The sequence below is a fragment of the Ruegeria sp. CDSB029 genome, from assembly GCF_059611125.1.
In genome coordinates this window covers 127,775-148,206 of record NZ_JBXWOX010000008.1, presented here as the reverse complement: position 1 = coordinate 148,206, position 20,432 = coordinate 127,775, and the positions used below count along the sequence as shown (strand labels likewise).

Below are 20,432 nucleotides of genomic sequence, written 5' to 3'. Positions count from 1 at the left end.
TCGTGACCCTTTCGTGTGTTGAACCGGGGCTGCGGTTTATGTAATCGGATAGGGTCCGCAAGGTCCCAAGGCAAGAGGATGTAAATGTTGAAGGTTGTGAACAGGTTGAAACCGGCGTCCAAAAGGCTTGTCTTTGCGGCCTGTTTGGTTGCGGCTGGCGCTTGCACGCCAATCTTCAAGAATCACGGATACGTCCCGCCGGCTGACCAACTGGCTGAGATCAAAGTGGGCGTCGATACCCGCGACAGCGTTGTTGAAACAATCGGAGCGCCCACCTCTGCCGGGCTGGTGAAGGATTCGGGTTTTTACTATGTCCGCTCTCGCGTGCGCCACTACGGTCCGAAGCGCCCCGAAGTGGTGTCGCGCGAACTGGTTGCGATCAGCTTTGACCAGCGTGGTGTTGTGCGGAACATAGAACGTTTTGGTCTTGAGGATGGATATGTGGTGGTACTGGACCGCCGCGTGACCGAATCCAGCGTTCAGAACCGTGGCTTCCTGCGCCAGCTGCTGGGCAATATCGGCAACTTCAACCCTGCGAACATTCCGGGCGCGAATTAAGTCTGCACTGCCTCTTGCGACGGTCACAGGACAGTCACATGTTCTGTGGTAGAACCGTTGCAACATGAAGCAGGTCAGCAACCGCGGAGGATGCGACCATGGCATTATTGCTGGGCAAGGGCAGATACCGGGCTCGTTTGGCGCAGTCCCCTCAGGATGTGGCGGCGGCGCAGAAACTGCGAACTCTGGCATTCGGGACGGATCAGATTGACCGGGATGAATTTGATCCGGTCTGCGCGCATATCCTTGTTGAAGATTCGCGCTCCGATGGACGGCTGGTGTGTTGTTTCAGAATGCTGACAATGGAGCACGGGGCCGAGGTTGACAGCAGTTATTCTGCCCAGTTCTATGATCTGTCTGCACTCAAAGGGTTCGACGGCCGCATGGTCGAAATGGGCCGTTTCTGCATTCACCCGGAATGGACAGACCCTGATATCCTGCGGGTCGCCTGGGGGGCGATGACCAATTACGTGGACGAGAACAACGTCAAGATGTTGTTCGGCTGTTCATCCTTTGCAGGAACCGAAACGGTCGAGTATCTGGACGCTTTTGCCATGTTGAAGCAACGGCATTTGGCGCCAAAGCGTTGGTTGCCGCGGGTCAAGGCCCCCGATGTATTCAAGTTTGCTTCTCGCTTGCGGCGCAGGCCTGACGTTAAAAAGGCGATGTCGCGGATGCCTCCATTGTTGCGCACCTATCTGATGATGGGCGGCTGGGTCAGTGACCATGCGGTGGTGGATCGGCATATGAATACGCTGCATGTATTCACCGGGCTTGAGATCGGAGCGATCCCCCCGGCCCGTAAACGGTTGCTGCGCGCAGTGGTCCGCTAGATTGAGTATTTTCGAAAAGGTGAAACAGGGACGTTGACGCCTTGTGCCCACCGGTTTAGCTGGCGGCATGGCGAGAATTCCTTTGTTGCAGATGTCCGGCATATCCCTGACTTTCGGGGGCGATCCGGTGTTTTCGGGGCTGGACCTGGTGGTTCAGCCGGGCGACCGCGTGGCCTTGGTTGGGAGAAACGGGTCGGGAAAGTCGACCCTGATGAAAGTCATGGCAGGTCTGGTCGAGCCTGATCAGGGTGACATCGTGGTGCCGCCCGGAAAATCTGTTGGCTACATGGAGCAGGACCCCGGCATGGAAGGGTTCGCGACATTGGGCGATTACGCGTCCAGCGGATTGGAACCGGGTGAGCTGTACAAGGTCGAACGCGCGGGCGAGGGGCTGAAGTTCGATCCCTCCCGCCCGGTTGAAACCGCTTCGGGTGGCGAGCGTCGCCGGGCGGCATTGGCCAAGCTGATGGCCGAAGCGCCAGACCTGATGCTGCTGGACGAGCCGACGAACCATCTGGATATCGAAGCAATTGCCTGGCTCGAACGCGAACTGGGATCGACCCGAGCAGCCTTTGTTCTGATTTCACATGACCGTGCGTTTTTACGCGCGTTGACCCGCGCGACGTTGTGGATCGACCGCGGCATGGTACGGCGGCAGGAGCAAGGGTTCGAGGCTTTTGAAACCTGGCGCGACAAGATTTGGGAAGAAGAGGATCAGCAGCGTCACAAGCTGAATCGTCTGATCAAGTCCGAGGCCAAATGGGCTGTCGAAGGTATCAGTGCACGGCGCAAGCGAAATCAGGGCCGGGTGCGGGCTTTGCAGGCTTTGCGCGCTGAAAAGGCTGCGCAGATCAAGCGTCAGGGATCAGCGGCAATGTCGCTGGAAGGCGGACCAAAGTCTGGGCGAAAAGTGATTGAAGCCAAAGGGTTGTCCAAGTCTTTTGGCGCGCATCAGATCGTTAGAAACTTTGATCTTCTGGCACAACGTGGGGATCGCGTGGCTTTTGTCGGGCCCAACGGTGTGGGCAAGACGACGTTGCTTAAGATGTTGCTGGGTCAGGAACAGCCCGACGAGGGAACAGTGACGCTGGGCACCAACCTTGAGATTGCGGTGTTCGATCAGGCCCGCGCGCAGTTGGACCCCGAAATGACCCTGTGGGACAGCCTGACTGGGGACCCCGAAATGCGGGTATCAGGCAAAGCGGATCAAGTGATGGTTGGGGGCCAGCCCAAGCATGTGGTCGGCTACCTCAAGGAATTCCTGTTTGATGATGCGCAGGCAAGAGCGGCGGTTAAGTCATTGTCAGGTGGGGAAAAAGCGCGTTTGCTGTTGGCGAAACTGATGGCCAAATCCTCGAACCTGTTGGTGCTGGACGAACCGACCAACGATCTGGATGTCGAAACGCTGGACCTGTTGCAGGAACTGCTCGACGACTATGACGGCACCGTCCTGCTGGTCAGCCACGATCGGGATTTTCTGGACCGCGTTGCCACCACAACGATTGCGATGGAGGGCAATGGCCGCGCGACCGTTTATGCGGGCGGTTGGTCGGACTACATCGCGCAACGGGGTGACGTAGCGGAAAAGAAAGCTGAAAAAGCAAAGACTTCGAAGTCAAAGCAAAAGCAAGAGGCGCAGCCGAAATCAGGACTATCTTTCTCGGAAAAGCATCGGCTTGAGAAATTGCCTGCCGAGATTGCCCGCCTAGAGGCCGAAATCGGCAAGCTGGAAGAGCTTATGTCAGATCCTGAGCTGTTCACCCGTGAACCAGTCAAGTTCCAGAAGGCGACCGAGGCGCTGGTCGAACGGCAAGAGAAACTGGCCGCCGCAGAAGAAGAGTGGCTGGTGCTTGAGGAAAAGGCCGAGGGCGCTTAGGGGCGCGTCAACGGTTGGGCAGGGTTGCCGACAACCGCTTCTCCGGCCGCGACGTCTTTGGTCACAACGCTGCCTGCGCCAATAATGGCGTTGTCGCCGATGGTGACGCCGGGCATCACGATGGCACCTCCGCCAACCCAGACGTTTCGGCCAATGGTCACCGGTATCCCGATTTCCAAACCTTTTGCACGCTCAACGGGGTCTTTGGCGTGCTGCGCGCAATAGATCTGTGCGTGCGGGCCGAACATCGTGTCATCTCCGATCCGAACCTGTGCGGTGTCCAGAACGACGCAGCCGGCGTTGAAATAGACCCGGGCGCCGAGGTGTATGTTAAGCCCGTAGGCGCAATGAAACGGTGCCTCAAGTAAGCAATCCTGCCCGACGCGTGCGAACAACTCCCGCAGCTCGGGTGCCATGGCACCACGGGCATCAGGCGGGCAGGTGTTATGTGTGTGGACTGCGTGCCGGGCACGGGTGCGCAGCGCCTCAAGTTCCGTGTCCAGGCAGTTATACCACTGCCCGGACTGCATCTTTTCCCGCTCTGTCATGGGACAGGCTTAACGCATACGAAGGGCGCCGTCGATGCGGATGACTTCTCCGTTCAAGTAGCCCATCTCGACAATGAAACCCGCCAACCGCCCGTATTCGTTCGGATCGCCGAGGCGGGCAGGGTTGGGGACATCTGCCGCCAGTTGTTGTTGAACTTCCTCAGGCAGGCCCGCCAGCATCGGCGTCATGAAAATCCCCGGAGCGATGGTCATCACGCGAACGCCGGTTGAGGCCAGATCGCGCGCCATCGGCAGCGTCATGCCAACGACGCCGCCCTTCGAGGCCGCATAGGCCGCTTGTCCCTTTTGCCCGTCGAATGCTGCGATTGAGGCCGTGTTGATGATTACTCCGCGCGCGCCGTCCGGTTCGGGATCATTCTTTGCCATCTCGGCTGCGGCCAGGCGCGAAACGTTGAACGTACCCACCAGATTGATGTCGATTGTGCGCTGAAATGCGTCCAAAGGGTGGGGGCCATCCTTGCCGACGGTCTTGATCCCATATGCGATCCCGGCGCAGTTCACCGCAGCCGTAATGCGGCCCATCTTGCCCTTAGCGTGCTCGATGGCCGCCGCAACCGATTCTTCATCGGTTACATCTGTTTGTACGAAATGCCCGCCGATGTCCTCGGCGACCTTGGGGCCACGCTCGGCGTCGCGATCCAGGATCGTGACCTGCGCGCCTTGTTCGGCGAAGTACCGAGCCGTCGCCTCACCCAACCCCGACGCCCCGCCGGTGATAATTGTGGCTGAATTTGAAAGTTGCATTAGGCGACCTCTCAAGATTTTGACATTTTCCCGCCTCATTAAACTTTGCGGCTTGGGTAGATGTTGTATATTCACGACAAGAGATCGTCACAACTAGTGCCGTGATCATTGTAACGAGTTGTGGCGAGCCTTCATTAACGCATCTTTAGCGGGAACTTACCTGCGCTTCATTTGCGGCTCCCACAGTGTAACCGAAGACCCTGACGCACCTGGGTATTAAGGCGCAAGGAGCTAAGTGATGCGAATTAAACTGAAATCCACTGTTTCGGCATTGGTGGCCTCTCCATTCATAGGAGCTATGATAGTAACCACTGCGTATGCTGCGACGGATGTGTGCAATGCGAGAACTGCGCGGATAGCAGCCAACGCCGGCGACTATCAGACGCTTTGTGATTGTACGCACGTGACACCCAGTTTTTTGAAGCGGCTACAAACACGGTCAGATTTCGAATCAACACTAGCTTACACTGGCGAACAATGCCCGGGTTTGGCCGTATTGTTGACGGATTTAGAGACAGCTTCAGTCCGCGGAAATTCGGCACGAGGTGGCGAAGATCGGGACAGCGATCAAATTGCACAAGCTGACCCAAGCCCGCGCGGTGAGTCTGATTCTGGCGATACCAGCAGTAGTTCGACCGGAGGTACCAACAACGGTGGCGGAAGCAACAGCCCTGGCGGTGGCGGAAGCAACAGCCCTGGCGGTGGCGGAAGCAACAGCCCTGGCGATGGCGGAAGCAACAGCCCTGGCGGCGGTGGAAGCGACAGCCCTGGCGGCGGTGGCGGAAGCAACAGCCCAGGTGGCGGCAACGATGGCGGCGGCAATGATGGCGGCGGCAACGATGGTGGCGGCAACGATGGCGGCGGCAACGATGGCGGCGGCAATGATGGCGGCGGCAAGGGCGGCGACGGTAAAGGTGGCGGCAAAGACGGCAAAGGTAAAGGTGGCGGTAAGGGCGGCAGTAAAGGGAACAACGGTGGAGGCAACGGGCCGGAAGGCAATAGCCCGGGCCAGGGTAACAATGCCCACGATGATGAAAGGTGACGCGGTTCTTGCAAGGGCATCCCTAAGCTTAGCCGATACCTAAAACAAAAAACGGCCACCGCAAAGGGTGGCCGTTTCGTTTACTTCATGGTGAATGGCTCGCTAGCCCAGCTGAACCAACGCGTGGCGCTTCTTACCTGCGCTCAGCTTGATTGGTGACGACAGAGCACCCGCGTCGATCATCAACCCGGCATCCGTCAACGGCGCATCATCCAACTTGGCGCCGTTTTCCGCGATCAGCCGTTTGGCCTCTTTACCGGACTTCGCCAGACCCGATTTCACGATGACCTGCACGATGGACATGCCGTCACCCAGCTCATCCGCGCTGAGGGTCAGGGTCGGAAGATCGTCCCCGACACCGCCCTTTTCGAACACTTCACGGGCCGTGGCCTCTGCGTTGGCTGCAGCTTCGGCACCGTGCAGTAGGGCGGTGACCTCGTTAGCAAGGCGGATTTTGGCCTCGTTGATCTCTGATCCTTGCAGCGCGCCCAGTCGGTCACACTCATCCACCGGCATTTCGGTGTAAAGCTTCAGGAACCGGCCAACATCCGCGTCGGTCGTATTGCGCCAGAACTGCCAGAATTCGTACGGCGAGCGCATCTCGGCGTTCAGCCAGACCGCACCGTCCTGAGACTTGCCCATCTTCTTGCCGTCGCTGGTGGTCAGCAGGGGCGAAGTCAGGCCGTAGATCTCGTGATCCAGCACCCGACGCGTGAGGTCGATCCCGTTGACGATGTTGCCCCACTGATCCGAGCCGCCCATCTGCAGCACGCAGCCATAGCGGCGGTTCAGTTCGAGGAAGTCATAGGCCTGCAGGATCATGTAGTTGAACTCAAGGAAGCTCAACGATTGCTCGCGGTCCAGCCGGGATTTCACCGATTCAAAGGCCAGCATTCGATTGACCGAGAAATGCCGCCCGATATCGCGCAGGAAATCAAGGTAGTTCAGGCCATCCAGCCATTCGGCATTGTTCAGCATCAGCGCCTTGTTTTCGGCATCGCTGTCATAGTCGATATAGGCCGAGAACACCTTTTTGATGCCCGCAATGTTTTCGTCGATCTGTTCGGGACCCAGCAGCGGGCGTTCATCCGCCCGGAACGACGGGTCGCCCACCTTGGTGGTGCCGCCGCCCATCAGAGTAATTGGCTGGTGACCGGTTTTCTGGAACCACCGAAGCATCATGATCTGGATCAGGCTGCCCACATGCAACGACTTGGCCGTCGCATCAAAGCCGATATAGGCCGGTTTGCACCCACTGATCAGCGCTTCGTCAAGGCCCTGATAATCGGTGCAGTCGGCGAGAAAGCCGCGCTCGATCATCGTGGCGATGAAATCCGATTTGGGGTGGTAGGTCATATCGTGCCCTTTGGGTTTATGTTGCGGGGCACTGTATAGGCGGCGCGTCAGGCAAGGAAAAGCCACCATTTCCAAGAAAACGCGGGCTGTGTCAGCTTTTGACCGGGGGCAAGCGGAAGGCATAGAGCATTGCGATAATGTTCAACACCACAAGGACAACAATCGGTGTGATCGGATCATGCAAATGTGCGACTGCGCCAAGGATCGCAGCAAAGACAATTCCAACGAGGCCAGCGCTGACATCCCCTAGTGCAACCAGGTAGGGGCGCTCTTTTCCGACGCTCATCTGAATGAGGTACAGGTAGCGCCCATAGATCACCCCATTCCCGCCCAGCGATAGCAGCAGGATCACCAGACCGTAGACCCAGACGTTCTGAGCGTAGCCGAAGAATGTAAAGCTAAGCGCCATCAGGGCCGAAATTGTGGCGATCATGCACCCCAACCACATCACAGGTTTGACCGAGACGCGATTGCTGAGCCACCCCCACAAAAGCGAGCCGATCACCATTCCAAGGCTGGCCCCTATGACAAAATAGCTGAGCGAATGCTTGGTCCCCATATGCAGGGTCGCCGCATGGATCGTGTAGAAGGGCATCGCCAGCTCGACCGATACAAAGATCAGCCGCGCCGAAAGAAACTTGCGATACCAGGGATAGGCCATGCCGGTTTTGAATCCGGTCGCCAGCTCGGCCAAGGGCTTGGGTTTTTTCTTCGGCTCCGGCAAAGGGGCGCGTTGTTCATCCTCAAGCAATCGCACCCCCGCAAAGGCAACACCCGCGGCGAACATGGCGATCACACCGCACCACAGGACGACGATATGGCGCTGCATCGGCTGATCCCCGGACAGCAGGTCCCGCGTGACCAGAACGACGATGATGGCCAAAATGCCCGAGATGGTGGCCTGCGCGAACACCATCCTGTTCCGTTTCGCTTCGGGGACAGAGATGCCGTAGATCTGGCTGGTTCCAAGGCTGGTGATCCCCTGACACAAACCCAGGACCATCGCAGTGGTCAGGAACAGCAGCACGATCATCACGCTGGGCAGTTTTGTTGAAAACAGGGCCACCGCCGCCAATACTGCGGCCGTCAACAGGTTCGGTGCGTAAACGGCCAGTTTGGCGCGGGTCGCCCGATTGATGAAGGGCGAGACAAAGATTTCGGCAATCAGGCGCGATCCGGTGACAAAAGGCAGAAGCAACCCCGCAAAGAACGTTGGCGCACCCAAAGCCAGATATAGGAACGGCAGCACCAGATTGGGGTTGATCAGCTGCCCTCCGATCGTGGCCAGAGCGCCGGACCAGAAGATCAGGAAATAGTTCCGGCTTTCGGATGGTTGTTTCTGTGAGTATGTGTCTGACATATGCACCCAAAACCGATTTGTGTTCCTTATACCAAATTGTCGGGAAAAAGCGCGACACTCGTGTGATCTGGCTTGCCTTGGCTTCAGCGGTAGGGGCAGGTTAAACGGGCTGTGCCGATCAACCATGACGGTACAAACAGAATTCGGCAGGAGAAATCAAAGTGGGGCGGGCCATCAAACGAACAGGTGCGATCAGGGTTTTGGGCGCGATGTCTGGCACCTCGATGGACGGTGTGGATGCTGCGGTCGTCGAAACGGACGGGCACCGGATTATCGACTTTGGTCCAAGTGGGTATCGTGCTTACTCCGATCACGAGCGCGCGGTATTGCGCGCCGCTTTAGGGCAGTGGCACGGGCCTGACGTGGATGCCGCGGCAGAGCTTGTTACCCTGGCCCATGCCGAGGCGCTGTCTGAATTCGATGAGGTCGATCTGATCGGTGTGCACGGCCAAACTCTTGCGCATGAACCAAGTGGGCGCGGGACGTTGCAGGTGGGCGACGGGAAAGGGCTGGCTCAGGCATTGGGGGTGCCAGTCGTCTGGGATTTTCGCAGCGACGATGTGGCGATGGGCGGCGAAGGCGCCCCGTTGGCGCCGTTCTTTCACTTTGCCTGCGCCAAGTGGATCGAGGCAACCCAACCGCTGTGCTTTCTGAACCTCGGTGGTGTCGGGAACCTGACGTATGTGGACCCCAGTTACGATGGCCCCGAAGCCCCCGGCGCGTTGCTGGCTTTCGACACTGGTCCCGCGAATGCACCGGTCGACGATCTGATGCAGGCGCGTCTGGGCCTGCCGATGGATCGCGACGGAGCCGTCGCGCGCGGCGGAACCGTCGAGATGGGCGCACTCGAGCTGTTTTTGTCCGAGCCTTACTTTATACGCATGCCGCCAAAATCACTGGACCGGAACGACTTTTCCGAGATGATCAAACTGGTGCAGGAACTCAGCGATGCGGACGCGGTGGCCACGCTGACCGGCATGTGTGCCGCGGGCGTGGTGCAGGGGATGGAACATTGCCCCAAACCACCCTCGCGCATGTTGGTCACCGGCGGCGGGCGGCACAATCCAGTATTGATGGAGATGCTGCGCGTTGCATTGGACTGCCCGGTCGAACCAGTCGAGGCCGTGGGTCTGGACGGAGATATGCTTGAGGCGCAGGCCTTCGCCTATCTCGCGGCACGCGTCGCCCGCAGGCTGCCGACGTCGTGTCCGGGGACGACAGGTGTGAAAGCGCTGGTCGGCGGTGGGGTTGTGAGTTCGGTTGCGTAATGGGGCGGTGGGTTAAAAGCTAATTGCCCGGTTTCTGCTTTCGCGGACGAAGCGGTCCTTGATGGTCACAGACTGAACGTCGGCTTCTGGCACTGTTGCGTGTGCTCTTCCTACAGGGCAATTAAAAACTGGCGGTCCGTTTCGAGCAAACTAACAATGCCGGGCGAAATACTTATTCTGTCTTCTTCTTTCCGACAAGAATTGCATGTTCCCTGTCTATAACCTTTTCCCAATCGCCTTGCGCTTTCAGACCGGTCGAAGAGTCTCCCATTAGCGAAGTAACCATCAATCTTCCACGCGCTTTCGCTTCCTCTTTCGAGAACCCGGCCTGTTCAAACATCCAGGCGGCGAATTGGAACCGTTTGCCGATGGTTCTTTGATACGATTCTTTCACCTTCTCATCAGTATTCGCCCACACTGAGACAGCGTGATCCGGCAAGGCGGCGTCCTCTTCAATGACTTTTTTCATAAGAAGAAGAATGCGGTCTTCCGGGGGGCCGCCAAATGTCTTTGCCTTTGCGATCACTTTGTCAGTCAGTTCTTGCTCCCAATATCTGAGGACCTCATCCAAAAGCTCACTGACGTTTTTGAAATGCCAGTAAAAGCTGCCGCTTGTCAGGTTCAGTCGCTTTGCCATTGGCACGACCTTTATCGCGGAAACGCCGCCCTCATTGAGTACTTTGTAGGCCAGCAATATCCAGTCTTCTTTGGTCGCGGCGTTTTTGGGTGAGTTTCGAGTTATAGATTCTGACATTCAGATTACAGCATTCTTTATTTGACATAGAGTAGTCTATGGATCTACCGTAGAGATGTCTATGGTGAACGAGAGGTTCACGAATTCGTGTTCTCTTAAGAGGCTTCGCTTTGAAAAGGGGGGATCAATGAATAACTTAATGAAAACCGCAGCCAGTACATTGATGGCCTTAGGCATGACACTGGCTGGCACAGCCACGGCGCAAAACGCCTTGCCGACGGGTCGGAGTGCCACTGAAATCGAAAACGGTGTTTATCCCGCTTCTTACTTTCCCAACACAGAAATCCTCGGAGAGGATGAGATGCGAATTACGGCACTGGGTACGGGGATGCCAAATCAAACCAAGGCTGCAGTTTCTATTTCGTTCTATGTGGAACTTGGGAATGGTGACGTCTTTCTGTTTGATGTGGGAACGGGCGCAACGGGCAACCTGTTCTCGCTGCGCCCGGACTTTGCAAAGGTCGACAAGGTCTTTTTCAGCCATTTGCATGTTGACCACGTTGGAGATTTCATGGGCCTCCACGTTGGGGGGTGGCTTTCAGGCAGATATACCCCGCTCCGCATCTTCGGCCCGTCCGGATCAGAAGATGAACTGGGCACCAAAGCCTATGTTGATGGCATGTCCAAGGCTTACGCCTGGGACTTGGCCACGCGAACGGGCGCGCTGCCGGACGATGGCGCAAAGCTTGATGTCACTGAATTCGACTACATGCAGGAAAACGAAATTGTTTATCAGGAGAACGATGTCACGATCCGGTCCTGGCCAGCGATCCACAGCCTTGATGGTTCCGTGAGCTACTCACTGGAATGGAATGGGCTAAAATACGTCTTTGGTGGCGATACTTACCCAAACAAATGGTATGTCGAATATGCCAAAGGGGCGGACATCGCTTCTCACGAGGCTTTTCTACCACCGGATGCGCTGGCCCCGTATTTTGGCTGGGACATGAAACAGGCGACCTATGTAGCTACGCGCGTTCATACCGAACCTGCGGCTTTTGGCAAAGTGATGTCCGCAGTCGAACCGCGCATGGCGCTGGGGTATCACTCTGTTCTTTCACCCGAAAACTATCAGGCGATTTTGGAAGGCGTCCGTTCGACTTACGATGGGCCTCTGACGCTGGCGCGAGATCTACAGGTGATCAACGTAACCAAGGGCCAGATCGTTGTTCGGGAAGCGAGTGTTGATGACTATGCGTTGCCACCAGCTGTAAGCGACGAGTACATCAATGCCCCGCGCTCAAAAGAAAAAGAGCCGTCCGACAAAGTCAAAGCGGGAAAATGGGAGGGTTACACACCACCGCCAATGCCGGATAATTAACGTTCAGGGGTGAACAAAATTCCGATTTGGCAGTATCTGTACCGACTATTCCTGATGCTGAGCCTGATGGCTTCAGTTGCACAGGCCGTTTCGGCGGATGTCGTTCTGACTAACGGATCAGAAGTCGCCCCCAATATCGCTGTCCTTCATGTCAATGATGATGGGGTCTACGTCGACCTTGAGATCTACGTCGAAGATATTCCGTTGTTTGCTGATATGTTGCCAATTGGTTGGTCATCAGATTTCGTCGGGGGGGAGCCGGAGGCTGAACAAGATTTCAATCAGGGTTCTACGCAGGCTGTAAGTCGGGCGCTGTCGATTGTTGGCAGGGACAAACAGCCGCTAAACGCTGAAATCAGAAAGTTAGAATACCGAACGCGCATCGACCGGGCCTCGCCGCTTGCAGGTCAGCGCGACCCATTCTCGGGTCAAATTTTTCCCAGCCCGCCAAAAGATCCGCGTGTCCTGTTCGTCGAAGTGTTCTTTCCGTTTCAAAACTCAGTTCCCAAGGAGCTGACTATAGTGCCTCCATCGTGGGATGGTGTACCACTGGCGACTATCGGGATGCAGGTTTTTGACCGAGAGGTTCCGGTCACGGATTTCAGCTTCTTGTCAAAGCAGGCAGAGTTAAAGATTTCTTGGCCTGACCCTTGGGAAACCCGATTTTCCGCAGAAAGCCTGAATCGAAAAGCCCAGGACGGAACATCAACATTTCTTTATATCGAACCTCGTGAAGTTCGGCATGAGACGCTGATCCGCTTGCGTGAACTGGCGCCTTGGATCGGTGAAACTTTCGACGTAGGGCAGACACTTTCGCCACAACTTAGCGCCTTGATCGTAAACCAGGCAGCGCCCTTCCTGGCTTCTCGTAACCCGGTGACAATTGATGGCAAATCAGTGCAACCGTCAAACGCAACAGCAAAGCTCCTGGAGCTAACATCGCAAGGTTTTCAGGTTGTCGAGCCTGGAAAGGAAGTGTCCGTGAACAATGCGTTTATCGGAGCTATCCTGTCTTTCTCATCGGCAGAACTTCCCGAACAGGTGACAGTCACATGGGATATGTTTGACGAGGAAATTACCCGCGTCGCGACCATTTCAAACGATATCGCCGGGCCGTTCTTTGGGGCTGTGACACCAGCGGACCCTCAGTTTCAGTGGCAGAACCACTTGCTCCAATACGAAAAAGCATCTGTTACTCAGATTCCAGTTGAGCCGCAGATACAGCAGAACCCGGCAATCGCTTTAATCACCGGAGTTATCAGTGCCGTCTCACTTGGTTTCTTCCTCATGTGCAGGGGCAAAGTTGCAAAGCGCGCCAGTTGCGCAACCATGATTGCCGCTGCTTCGGCGACCGTCGTTTTTTCGGGACTTTTGCCGGATTTACCTTGGAAGAAGTCTGAACCCCCTGAGCTGCAGGCTGCGGAAGATATACTGCGCTCAATGGTCGAGAACTTGAGCACGGTGACTCTGGAAATTTCGCCTACCGCAAGAAAGTCAGAGCTGGCACACATTGTAACGGAAGCGTCTCTAGGTGACATCGCAACAGAGGTTGAACGTGGTCTCGCGATCCGAACGCCAGGAGGCAGTCTTGCTACGGTTACTGATATCAGCGACCTGAAATTGGAGCGCATTAACCCAACCCACACGCCGGGAGGATTTAGTGCCCTGACCAAATGGACAGTGAAAGCACAAGGCGGTCATTGGGGGCACGCCCACATACGCGCCGTTACATTTCGGGTGCTGGCGGAGGTCATACCTGAGTCAGGGCAATGGAAGCTGGATGGATTAACTGTAATCGAGGCTCGCGATCCAAATGCATAAGTGTTCAAGGCCAAAAGTTTTTGTTTTCGGCGCTCTGTTTGTCGGTGTGTTTTTGTCACTGACGCTGTCAGCCTCGGCGCATTTTTTGCTTAACCTCAACGTTCGAATTTCGCATGTCGAGCATTCCGAAGACGGTCTGCGTGTCTACATCCGTACGCCCATGCCCTATCTGGTTGCAGACAAGGTCGGTGACCAGGATGGTGATGCCTTGCCGAAAGCTGCACCATTCACGACCAATGCCTTGAGCGACGGTCAGTTAGTCCACTTTGTCGACTTGCAGGCTGCCATGAGCGATCCCAATGGGCTGGGGCAATTCGCCGAAGTTGGATTACATCTGTTGGTCGACAATCGGCGCTTGAGAGGAACAGTTGAGACCGTTCGCTTGCATCGCGTTGGAAATGAGCCTGGATTTGCAACTTTGGCCGAAGCTCAACTGGCCGTGGAAACCGAAACCGCCTTAGCGCCACCGCTTTATGTAGGTGACACGATTGTTGATCTCGTCCTGTATTATGAAACTATCGGCCCGGTGCAATCGTACAGCATTGCTAACGTGCTAGATCCCGGATTGCCGGATCAGGACCAAACGGCCAACCTCATTCTCGACTACGCGTCGGACACACCGCAGATAATCCGGTCTCGGGGCCTGATGACTGAACCATTGGTGGTTCAGCAAGAGGGGTATGGAGGATTCCTGAGTTTTGTCTGGGAAGGTATACGACATATCCTCGAAGGATTGGATCATGTTCTTTTTGTTGTGTGTTTGGTCATTGGAGCGCAGACACTCAGGGCGCTATTGCTGCGTGCAACCGGTTTTACCATTGGGCATAGCGTGACGCTGTCTCTGGGGTTCTTCGGGTTTGTGCCATCGGGCGCGTGGTTTGTTCCTGCCGTCGAAACTGGGATCGCGCTTTCTATCATATTTGCAGCCGTCGCAGCGTTTGTGGGTTTTAAGGACAATGCGCGCTCTGAAGTCACGATGGTGCTTCTGACAACGCTGATTGGCCTCTTGCACGGGCTTGGGTTTAGCTTTGTGTTGCACAAGATTTTGCAGGTTACATCCCCAAACATCTGGCAGAGCTTGCTTGCTTTCAATCTTGGCGTCGAGCTTGGCCAGGTCGCCATTATTCTTGCGCTCTGGCCTGCCTTAATAATGTGTCGGCGCGTGAACTCCAGTTTGTGGATGTCCTTACGAGTGGGCTTAGCCGGTGGATGTGCGGCTATCGCCTGCTTTTGGACCTTTCAGCGAGTTGCCGAGGTTTATTCCACGTTGGCTTAAGGTCATTGCGATGGTGCGTGCCGTGATGGTTTCCTGAGAGAAATGCGGACATTCGGCTGTTCCACAGCATAAGACAGATTGGGCTCTCCTGACACCTTCACCGCGATCTGCACCAAGGGCCGGTTTGGTATGGATCGACATTCGCTGCGCGTCGCATGAACAGGCAAGACGCGGACAAAGCCGACATCGCGCGGGTTCTAGAAAACTTCAGGCGGTTTGGCCAGAGGCCCCCAAGTTTCCGGGTCAGGTAAGCCGACACTTGACCATGCCTCCAATAATACCTTGGAATCTGCTGACCGTGTACGAGGCAAGTCATCCAAAATGTCGAACCAAGGCATTTTGCTTTCTATCCCGGAGTGGACCGATGGAGCGAAGTTTTCTGGGTTATCGAGGCTCGAAGTGTGCATAACCAAGTAAGCCGTTTCCCTCGGCTGAACGAGTTGGTAGGTCAGGCTTGCTCCGCATTTGGCGCAGAAGCCCCGTTTGGCTATTGGCGTAGTCGCGAAATACACGGGCTCTTCATCAAGAAATCGAACAGCAGAAACGGGAAAAGCCGTCCACGCATTGACCGCTGACCCAGAGAATTTTCTACAGCAGCTGCAATGGCAATACCCTGTACTGATCGCTGGTGCATTGACTTCGTACCGGACGGCTCCACAAATGCAGCCGCCCTTTACCATAGTCTTTGCCAATTCATCCTTGTCGAAATCCAGAAACCCGCCTTCTTCACCGTGCTTTGACTGGGTCATGTAAACATGGACTGAAGTATCCGTGCTTTTCAGTTTTTTGTGCCCGCAATCCGCAAGTGGAATGTCTACCTTACCATTTATTTGCGCCATCACTTCGCCGGAGACCGCTATTCCTCCTGGCTCGGCCATTGCTTCGAGCCGAGCGGCAATATTAACACCATCTCCCAATATATCTGCCCCATGTACAACGACATCACCAAGAGAGACCCCGATACGCAAGATGAGTGCATTTTCCGTGTTCGACTGACGGGCTTCGAGCGCAGACGCTTTTTGAATGCCAATTGCACAGTTGACCGCCTCAATAACGCTTGAGAACTCAGCCAAGAATCCGTCGCCAGTAGACTTGAAAACACGGCCTCGGTTCGCCTCAACTTGCATGCGGATGATTTCACGTTCCAGACGTACCAACTCGGCCAATGTTCCGCTCTCGTCGCGCGAAACCAGCCCCGCGAAACCAACAACATCCGTGGCCAGTATGGCCGCCAATTTGCGTTCCATCTCTATTCCTTAGAACTGTTATGTCTCTGCTGGTTTCTGTAAAGCTTAACATAAATCGCCATAGCCCGAGGGATGATCATTCAGACGTTTGTTTTGACTTTCAAAAAACTGCTCTGGGCTCAAAGTGGGCCTTCGCTGCGGTGAAGCGAATGTCGGCATTCTAGCTTCAGAAACTGATTGAGATCTGATCCCCTCGGCCTAGCCTTCGCACTTAGGCAGTGTTTGGCTCAGTACACTGGTGTTTTTTGCGTAATTCCGAAACATAATTGACAATTTTGGACGCTGTTTTACAAAATCGGTCATGACGCAGCCATTAGATCGCAAGCTAGACATAGTTGTTTTGGTGAGTTCGCATTTTAATGTTTCGGCGACAACGTCTTTCGTGGATCCATTCAGAGTAGCAAATTACCTGACAGGTTCGGCTCGATTTTCTTGGACCTATGTCTCAGACCCTGGTGGTCCAATTGAAACCAGCAGCGGCTTGGTCGTTGACACTGCCCCATTGGCGGAGGTGGTGGCGCGCAAGCCTTGGATGGTTCTGGTGAGTACAAGTTGGACACCTGAGCGTCACGGGACACCTCAGTTCAAGGTAGCCCTACAGAAATGGGAATCGAGTGGAGCAATCCTCGGTGGTTTGGATACCGGCGCAATTGTTCTTGCGACGGCTGGACTACTCAAAGGAAAGACCGCAACGGTTCACTATGAACACATCGACGCCTTTGCCGAAACGGCCCATGACACCACCGTGTCGGAGAACATGATTGTTATGGATGGAAAGATTTTCACTTGTTGCGGGGGTTCTGCAGCAACAGATCTGGGATTGCGGTTTATACATTCTGTCGCTGGTGAGAGTATCGCCAATGCATCTGCTCGATACCTTTTTCATCACAATGTGCGCGGAGAAGGCCAATCACAGAACCCCAAAGACGTAGAGCCGCTGGGGTACGTCACCTCTGGAGTGGTAAGGGACGCGATCGATTTGATGGAGGCGCACTTGGAAGCCACTTTGTCGATCCCTGAAATATCAGCGAGGTTGAAGATTTCGCAACGGCAACTTAGCCGATTGTTTCAGCAATATGTCCATAAGTCACCGATCGAGTATTACCGCGACATACGCCTTGATCGCGCGCGCGGATTAGTGACGCAAACTGAGCTTAAGTTCAGCGAGATTGCGGAAGCATCAGGGTTTAATGGACAGGTTCATTTCAGCCGGGCATACCGCAAACGATTTGGATTGACCCCCAGTGCGGATCGCATTGAAGGCCGCACCCCGTTCGAGTTTCGCGCTTGGCCAATGTTCAAGCCTGACATCAAGTCCGAAGGTGTTGGGTAGCTTTTTGCATCGCCGTAAGCATCTTGTCGCGTTGCGCTGATAACTCTTCGGTACTTTGCCCCTGTGTTTGATCCTTTATGCCGTCGACCAGTTTATTGATGACATCCTCATCAAGACGAGGGTCGCCCAGGTCGTCCCACCAGCCATTGAATGTGTCTTTGAAATGGTCACAGAAGGCCTGCAGGCCACCATTGCCTGCACCCAAGTGAAAAAGCGTTGTGGGACCCATCGCGGCCCATCGGAGTCCCGGACCAGCCCACATCGCTTTATCGATGTCTTCGACACTGGCGACACCTTCGACCGCCATATGAACGGCCTCGCGCCAAACTGCGGCTTGCAAACGGTTCGCGACATGCCCTGGCATGCCTTTCTTGATCCGGATCGTGATTTTACCAATGTCTTTGTAGAAAGCTTCTGTGCGGTCCAAAACATCTGAACCGGTGGAATCGTTGACGGTCAATTCGACCAGTGGGATGAGATGCGGTGGGTTAAATGGATGACCTAGGATCAATTTGCTAGGATCGCGCCATCCCTCTTGCAAAGCTTCGAGCGTCAGGCCGGAAGTTGAGCTTGAAACTATTGCGTTAGGGTTCAACTCTGGCTCAATCCCGGCATAGGTCGAATGCTTAATTGGCAGTCTTTCTGGCACGTTCTCCTGAACGAATTGTGCGCCCTGGACAGCCGCCTCGGCGGTTGAAACGAAAGTGATAGCGTCAGGTGCGGCCCTATCTGTGAGATTCAATTCGTCCAATGCCGGCCAGGCTTTTTCGATATAAGAGCGAACGGATGCTTCGGTATTCGGATCGGGGTCAAAGACCGTCACGCTACGGCCCGAGGCGAGAAACAAAGCTGCCCAGCTTGCCCCGATGACACCGGCTCCAAGAATGGCGGTTCTTTCAATTTCTGACATCATAAGAGTCCCGGATTAAGGGGGGAGGCCGCCGTCAGGCCACCGTCCACCGTGAACAACTGGCCGGTTGCAAAAGACGAGTCGTCAGAGGCCAGCCACACAGCCATCGCTGCAATATCGGCAGGTTTGCCAAAGCGTTTGACCGCGTGGCGAGCCAGCGCGTCGGATTTAGCTTTTTCCGGGTCATGAGCGAGGTCGAACGCTGCGTCCAGCATGCCCGTTTCAATCCACCCCGGGCAGATCGCATTGCAGCGCACCGCTGGTCCGTGGTCCACTGCGATAGAGCGTGTCAGCCCATGCACAAACGCCTTTGACGCATTGTAGAGCGCCATCGATGGGTCCGCGGCATTGCCCGAGATCGACCCGATGTTGATGATCGAGCCACCTTGCGACATTTCTGGAATGAAGGCGCGACAACAGTTAAAAACGCCTCGCGCATTTACGCCCATCACTAAGTCCCAATCCGCGTCTGTGCTTTCGGTCACTGTTTTTTCGACCTGAACACCGGCGTTGTTTACAAGGATATCAGTCCCACAGACTGTCCTAGCGATCTCTGCAACCGCGTCGGCTTCGGACACATCCAGCGTGTACCAAATTACGTTTTCCGGCAGATCATCGGGTTGAGGGCCACGCCCGCAGGTAGTGACAGCGGCCCCTTCAGCCACGAACGCCTCAACGATGCCCCGCCCAATGCCCTGCTTGCCGCCTGTGACAAAGGCACATTTTCCAGCCAACCGCATCAGTGTGCCACCATAACGTGACGGACTGCGGTGTAAGCATCCAGCGCATAGACCGACATATCGCTACCCGTACCGGACCCCTTCATAGCGGCCCATGGCATCTCGGGTGTCGCGACCCCATGCGTGTTTACCCACGTAAACCCATAGCGCAGCTTGGATGTCATTTGCATCGCGCGTCCAACATCTCGTGTCCAGACCGATGAGGCCAACCCGTAAGGCCCGTTGTTGGCAATCTTCAACGCCTCTTCTGCGTCAGAAAAACGGGAGACTGTTACAACAGGTCCAAACACCTCGTTGCAAGCTATCTCCGCAGTATTGTCCACGTCAGCGATGACTGTCGGCTGGTAGAAAAAGCCGTCTTCTTCGCCAGACGCCCCACCGGAAACGATTTCAGAGCTGCAGCGTGCGCGATCAACAAAACCCGCTACTCGATCCCGCTGAACTGCAGAGACAAGCGGGCCCATTTCCGTTCCTTCAGCTTTCGGTGCACCTGTCTGGATCTGGCCTACCTGATCGGCAATCGCAGCCACAAGTTTGTCGTAAACACTGTCTGCAACCATCACGCGGCATGGCTGTACGCAGTCCTGACCGGCATTGAAGTAGCTGCCATATCGGATCGTCTCGGCCACAGCATCGAGATCAGCATCATCAAAGACAATGACCGGCGCCTTGCCGCCCAATTCCAGATGAACGTGTTTAATTTTCTGGGAAGCAGCCCGCATTGCAGCCATGCCTGTCGCCGGAGAACCCGTAACACTGATCCCTTCCATCTGTGGGCTGTTCATCAGGGTATTTCCCACGCCGAGCCCGCGACCATGGATCACGTTTAGCACGCCTTTTGGCAGAACATCTTGTAACAATTCTGCAAGTCGCAGAGTAGATAGGGGCGTTATCTCGGACGGTTTCAACACAATGGAACATCCTGCCGCAATTGGTGCGGCAATCTTCCAGGACGCCATCATCAGCGGATAGTTCCAAGGCGCTATGGCCGCTACGGGACCAATTGGATCACGCCGGATCATCGAGGTATGACCCGCAACATATTCGCCAGCAGCAGATCCCATCATGGTTCGCGCAGCACCAGCGAAAAAGCGAAAGACATCAATCGTCAGCGGCATCTCGTCATCATGAGCGGATGGCCAAGGCTTTCCCACATCCAGGCTTTCAAGTTCTGCCAACTCCTGGCTGTTCGCCTCGATAACATCAGCTATGTGAAGCAACATCGCGGCTCGTTCTGCAGGGGGCGAGGTTGAAAAAGCTTCAAATGCCTCTGTCGAGCCGCGCACGGCCGCCTCGATCTGTGCATCGCTGGCCTCTTTTACTTCGCCTATAGTCTCGCCGGTTGCAGGGTTCAGGATGTGCAAGGCTTCTCCGGTACCTTCCACCATTTCACCGTTGATCAACATTTTGGTCTGCATATGCGT

General features: G+C 55.5%; 18 protein-coding genes. 9 read left to right on the top strand and 9 right to left on the bottom strand.

Features of this window, described 5'->3' with window-relative positions:
- Positions 1-84 precede the first annotated feature (84 nt).
- From AC2FI8_RS11985 to AC2FI8_RS11975, 3 genes are all read left to right on the top strand, one after another.
- Entirely contained in the window at positions 85-558 is a 474-nt protein-coding gene (locus AC2FI8_RS11985; protein ID WP_496723232.1) for an outer membrane protein assembly factor BamE, read from the top strand.
- A 98-nt stretch (positions 559-656) separates the two neighbouring features.
- Positions 657-1,391 carry a GNAT family N-acetyltransferase gene (locus AC2FI8_RS11980; RefSeq protein WP_496767046.1) on the top strand — a complete coding sequence of 245 codons (735 nt, stop codon included), beginning with the start codon at positions 657-659 and terminating at the stop codon, positions 1,389-1,391.
- A gap of 67 nt (positions 1,392-1,458) precedes the next feature.
- A complete protein-coding gene (locus AC2FI8_RS11975) occupies positions 1,459-3,267 on the top strand; it encodes an ABC-F family ATP-binding cassette domain-containing protein (protein WP_496779223.1) in 1,809 nt (602 codons plus the stop codon).
- Here AC2FI8_RS11975 and AC2FI8_RS11970 read toward each other — a convergent pair.
- Both AC2FI8_RS11970 and AC2FI8_RS11965 read right to left on the bottom strand, forming a co-directional pair.
- Positions 3,264-3,815: a sugar O-acetyltransferase gene (locus tag AC2FI8_RS11970; protein WP_496779221.1), complete on the bottom strand. Its 552-nt coding sequence runs from the start codon at positions 3,813-3,815 to the stop codon at positions 3,264-3,266. The two genes, AC2FI8_RS11975 and AC2FI8_RS11970, sit on opposite strands and share 4 nt — an antisense overlap.
- A 9-nt stretch (positions 3,816-3,824) precedes the next feature.
- Positions 3,825-4,580, bottom strand: a complete 756-nt coding sequence (locus AC2FI8_RS11965; RefSeq protein ID WP_496779219.1) for a 3-hydroxyacyl-CoA dehydrogenase — start codon at positions 4,578-4,580, stop codon at positions 3,825-3,827.
- Positions 4,581-5,079: 499 nt separating this feature from the next.
- Here AC2FI8_RS11965 and AC2FI8_RS11960 point away from each other — a divergent pair, with 499 nt between their 5' ends.
- A complete protein-coding gene (locus AC2FI8_RS11960; protein ID WP_496779217.1) occupies positions 5,080-5,622 on the top strand; it encodes a hypothetical protein in 543 nt (180 codons plus the stop codon).
- A gap of 102 nt (positions 5,623-5,724) precedes the next feature.
- Here AC2FI8_RS11960 and tyrS read toward each other — a convergent pair whose 3' ends face one another.
- Positions 5,725-6,978, bottom strand: a complete 1,254-nt coding sequence (tyrS, locus tag AC2FI8_RS11955; RefSeq protein ID WP_113790252.1) for a tyrosine--tRNA ligase — start codon at positions 6,976-6,978, stop codon at positions 5,725-5,727.
- A gap of 91 nt (positions 6,979-7,069) precedes the next feature.
- Positions 7,070-8,338 carry an MFS transporter gene (locus AC2FI8_RS11950; protein WP_496779215.1) on the bottom strand — a complete coding sequence of 423 codons (1,269 nt, stop codon included), beginning with the start codon at positions 8,336-8,338 and terminating at the stop codon, positions 7,070-7,072.
- Positions 8,339-8,547: 209 nt separating this feature from the next.
- On the opposite strand from AC2FI8_RS11950, the gene AC2FI8_RS11945 reads away from it, so the two are divergent.
- Positions 8,548-9,606 (top strand): anhydro-N-acetylmuramic acid kinase, encoded by a 1,059-nt coding sequence (locus AC2FI8_RS11945; protein ID WP_496779294.1) that lies wholly within the window; start codon positions 8,548-8,550, stop codon positions 9,604-9,606.
- A gap of 172 nt (positions 9,607-9,778) precedes the next feature.
- Here the strand turns inward: AC2FI8_RS11945 and AC2FI8_RS11940 are convergent, their stop codons facing one another.
- Positions 9,779-10,300, bottom strand: coding sequence for a TetR/AcrR family transcriptional regulator (locus AC2FI8_RS11940; RefSeq protein ID WP_496779213.1), 522 nt, complete (start codon positions 10,298-10,300; stop codon positions 9,779-9,781).
- Positions 10,301-10,487: 187 nt separating this feature from the next.
- Here AC2FI8_RS11940 and gntH point away from each other — a divergent pair, with 187 nt between their 5' ends.
- The 3 genes from gntH to AC2FI8_RS11925 all read left to right on the top strand — a co-directional run bounded on the left by gntH (position 10,488) and on the right by AC2FI8_RS11925 (position 14,778).
- Positions 10,488-11,681: a guanitoxin biosynthesis MBL fold metallo-hydrolase GntH gene (gene gntH / locus AC2FI8_RS11935; RefSeq protein WP_496779211.1), complete on the top strand. Its 1,194-nt coding sequence runs from the start codon at positions 10,488-10,490 to the stop codon at positions 11,679-11,681.
- A 9-nt stretch (positions 11,682-11,690) separates the two neighbouring features.
- Complete coding sequence (locus AC2FI8_RS11930; RefSeq protein ID WP_496779209.1) at positions 11,691-13,502, top strand: hypothetical protein; 1,812 nt, start codon at positions 11,691-11,693, stop codon at positions 13,500-13,502.
- 85 nt (positions 13,503-13,587) lie between these two features.
- Positions 13,588-14,778, top strand: coding sequence for a HupE/UreJ family protein (locus AC2FI8_RS11925; RefSeq protein WP_496779207.1), 1,191 nt, complete (start codon positions 13,588-13,590; stop codon positions 14,776-14,778).
- Positions 14,779-14,975: 197 nt separating this feature from the next.
- Here AC2FI8_RS11925 and AC2FI8_RS11920 read toward each other — a convergent pair whose 3' ends face one another.
- Entirely contained in the window at positions 14,976-16,025 is a 1,050-nt protein-coding gene (locus AC2FI8_RS11920; protein ID WP_496764456.1) for a GFA family protein, read from the bottom strand.
- A gap of 301 nt (positions 16,026-16,326) precedes the next feature.
- On the opposite strand from AC2FI8_RS11920, the gene AC2FI8_RS11915 reads away from it, so the two are divergent.
- Positions 16,327-17,358, top strand: coding sequence for a GlxA family transcriptional regulator (locus tag AC2FI8_RS11915; protein ID WP_496764458.1), 1,032 nt, complete (start codon positions 16,327-16,329; stop codon positions 17,356-17,358).
- Here AC2FI8_RS11915 and AC2FI8_RS11910 read toward each other — a convergent pair.
- The 3 genes from AC2FI8_RS11910 to AC2FI8_RS11900 are packed head-to-tail and all read right to left on the bottom strand — an operon-like array spanning position 17,336 to position 20,426.
- Complete coding sequence (locus AC2FI8_RS11910; RefSeq protein ID WP_496779205.1) at positions 17,336-18,268, bottom strand: 3-hydroxyacyl-CoA dehydrogenase NAD-binding domain-containing protein; 933 nt, start codon at positions 18,266-18,268, stop codon at positions 17,336-17,338. The genes AC2FI8_RS11915 and AC2FI8_RS11910 overlap by 23 nt on opposite strands.
- Positions 18,268-19,008, bottom strand: coding sequence for an SDR family NAD(P)-dependent oxidoreductase (locus tag AC2FI8_RS11905; RefSeq protein WP_496764463.1), 741 nt, complete (start codon positions 19,006-19,008; stop codon positions 18,268-18,270). The genes AC2FI8_RS11910 and AC2FI8_RS11905 overlap by 1 nt, the downstream gene beginning before the upstream one ends.
- A complete protein-coding gene (locus AC2FI8_RS11900; RefSeq protein WP_496779203.1) occupies positions 19,008-20,426 on the bottom strand; it encodes a gamma-aminobutyraldehyde dehydrogenase in 1,419 nt (472 codons plus the stop codon). The genes AC2FI8_RS11905 and AC2FI8_RS11900 overlap by 1 nt, the downstream gene beginning before the upstream one ends.
- Positions 20,427-20,432 lie beyond the last annotated feature (6 nt).

Bases quoted from the DNA above. Each gene is read 5' to 3' on its own strand.
- AC2FI8_RS11985 (WP_496723232.1), top strand. From the start codon at position 85: ATGTTGAAGGTTGTGAACAGGTTGAAACCGGCGTCCAAAAGGCTTGTC.
- AC2FI8_RS11980 (WP_496767046.1), top strand. From the start codon at position 657: ATGGCATTATTGCTGGGCAAGGGCAGATACCGGGCTCGTTTGGCGCAG.
- AC2FI8_RS11975 (WP_496779223.1), top strand. From the start codon at position 1,459: ATGGCGAGAATTCCTTTGTTGCAGATGTCCGGCATATCCCTGACTTTC.
- AC2FI8_RS11970 (WP_496779221.1), bottom strand. From the start codon at position 3,815: ATGACAGAGCGGGAAAAGATGCAGTCCGGGCAGTGGTATAACTGCCTG.
- AC2FI8_RS11965 (WP_496779219.1), bottom strand. From the start codon at position 4,580: ATGCAACTTTCAAATTCAGCCACAATTATCACCGGCGGGGCGTCGGGG.
- tyrS (WP_113790252.1), bottom strand. From the start codon at position 6,978: ATGACCTACCACCCCAAATCGGATTTCATCGCCACGATGATCGAGCGC.
- AC2FI8_RS11950 (WP_496779215.1), bottom strand. From the start codon at position 8,338: ATGTCAGACACATACTCACAGAAACAACCATCCGAAAGCCGGAACTAT.
- AC2FI8_RS11945 (WP_496779294.1), top strand. From the start codon at position 8,548: ATGTCTGGCACCTCGATGGACGGTGTGGATGCTGCGGTCGTCGAAACG.
- gntH (WP_496779211.1), top strand. From the start codon at position 10,488: ATGAATAACTTAATGAAAACCGCAGCCAGTACATTGATGGCCTTAGGC.
- AC2FI8_RS11920 (WP_496764456.1), bottom strand. From the start codon at position 16,025: ATGGAACGCAAATTGGCGGCCATACTGGCCACGGATGTTGTTGGTTTC.
- AC2FI8_RS11915 (WP_496764458.1), top strand. From the start codon at position 16,327: ATGACGCAGCCATTAGATCGCAAGCTAGACATAGTTGTTTTGGTGAGT.
- AC2FI8_RS11910 (WP_496779205.1), bottom strand. From the start codon at position 18,268: ATGTCAGAAATTGAAAGAACCGCCATTCTTGGAGCCGGTGTCATCGGG.
- AC2FI8_RS11905 (WP_496764463.1), bottom strand. From the start codon at position 19,008: ATGCGGTTGGCTGGAAAATGTGCCTTTGTCACAGGCGGCAAGCAGGGC.
- AC2FI8_RS11900 (WP_496779203.1), bottom strand. From the start codon at position 20,426: ATGCAGACCAAAATGTTGATCAACGGTGAAATGGTGGAAGGTACCGGA.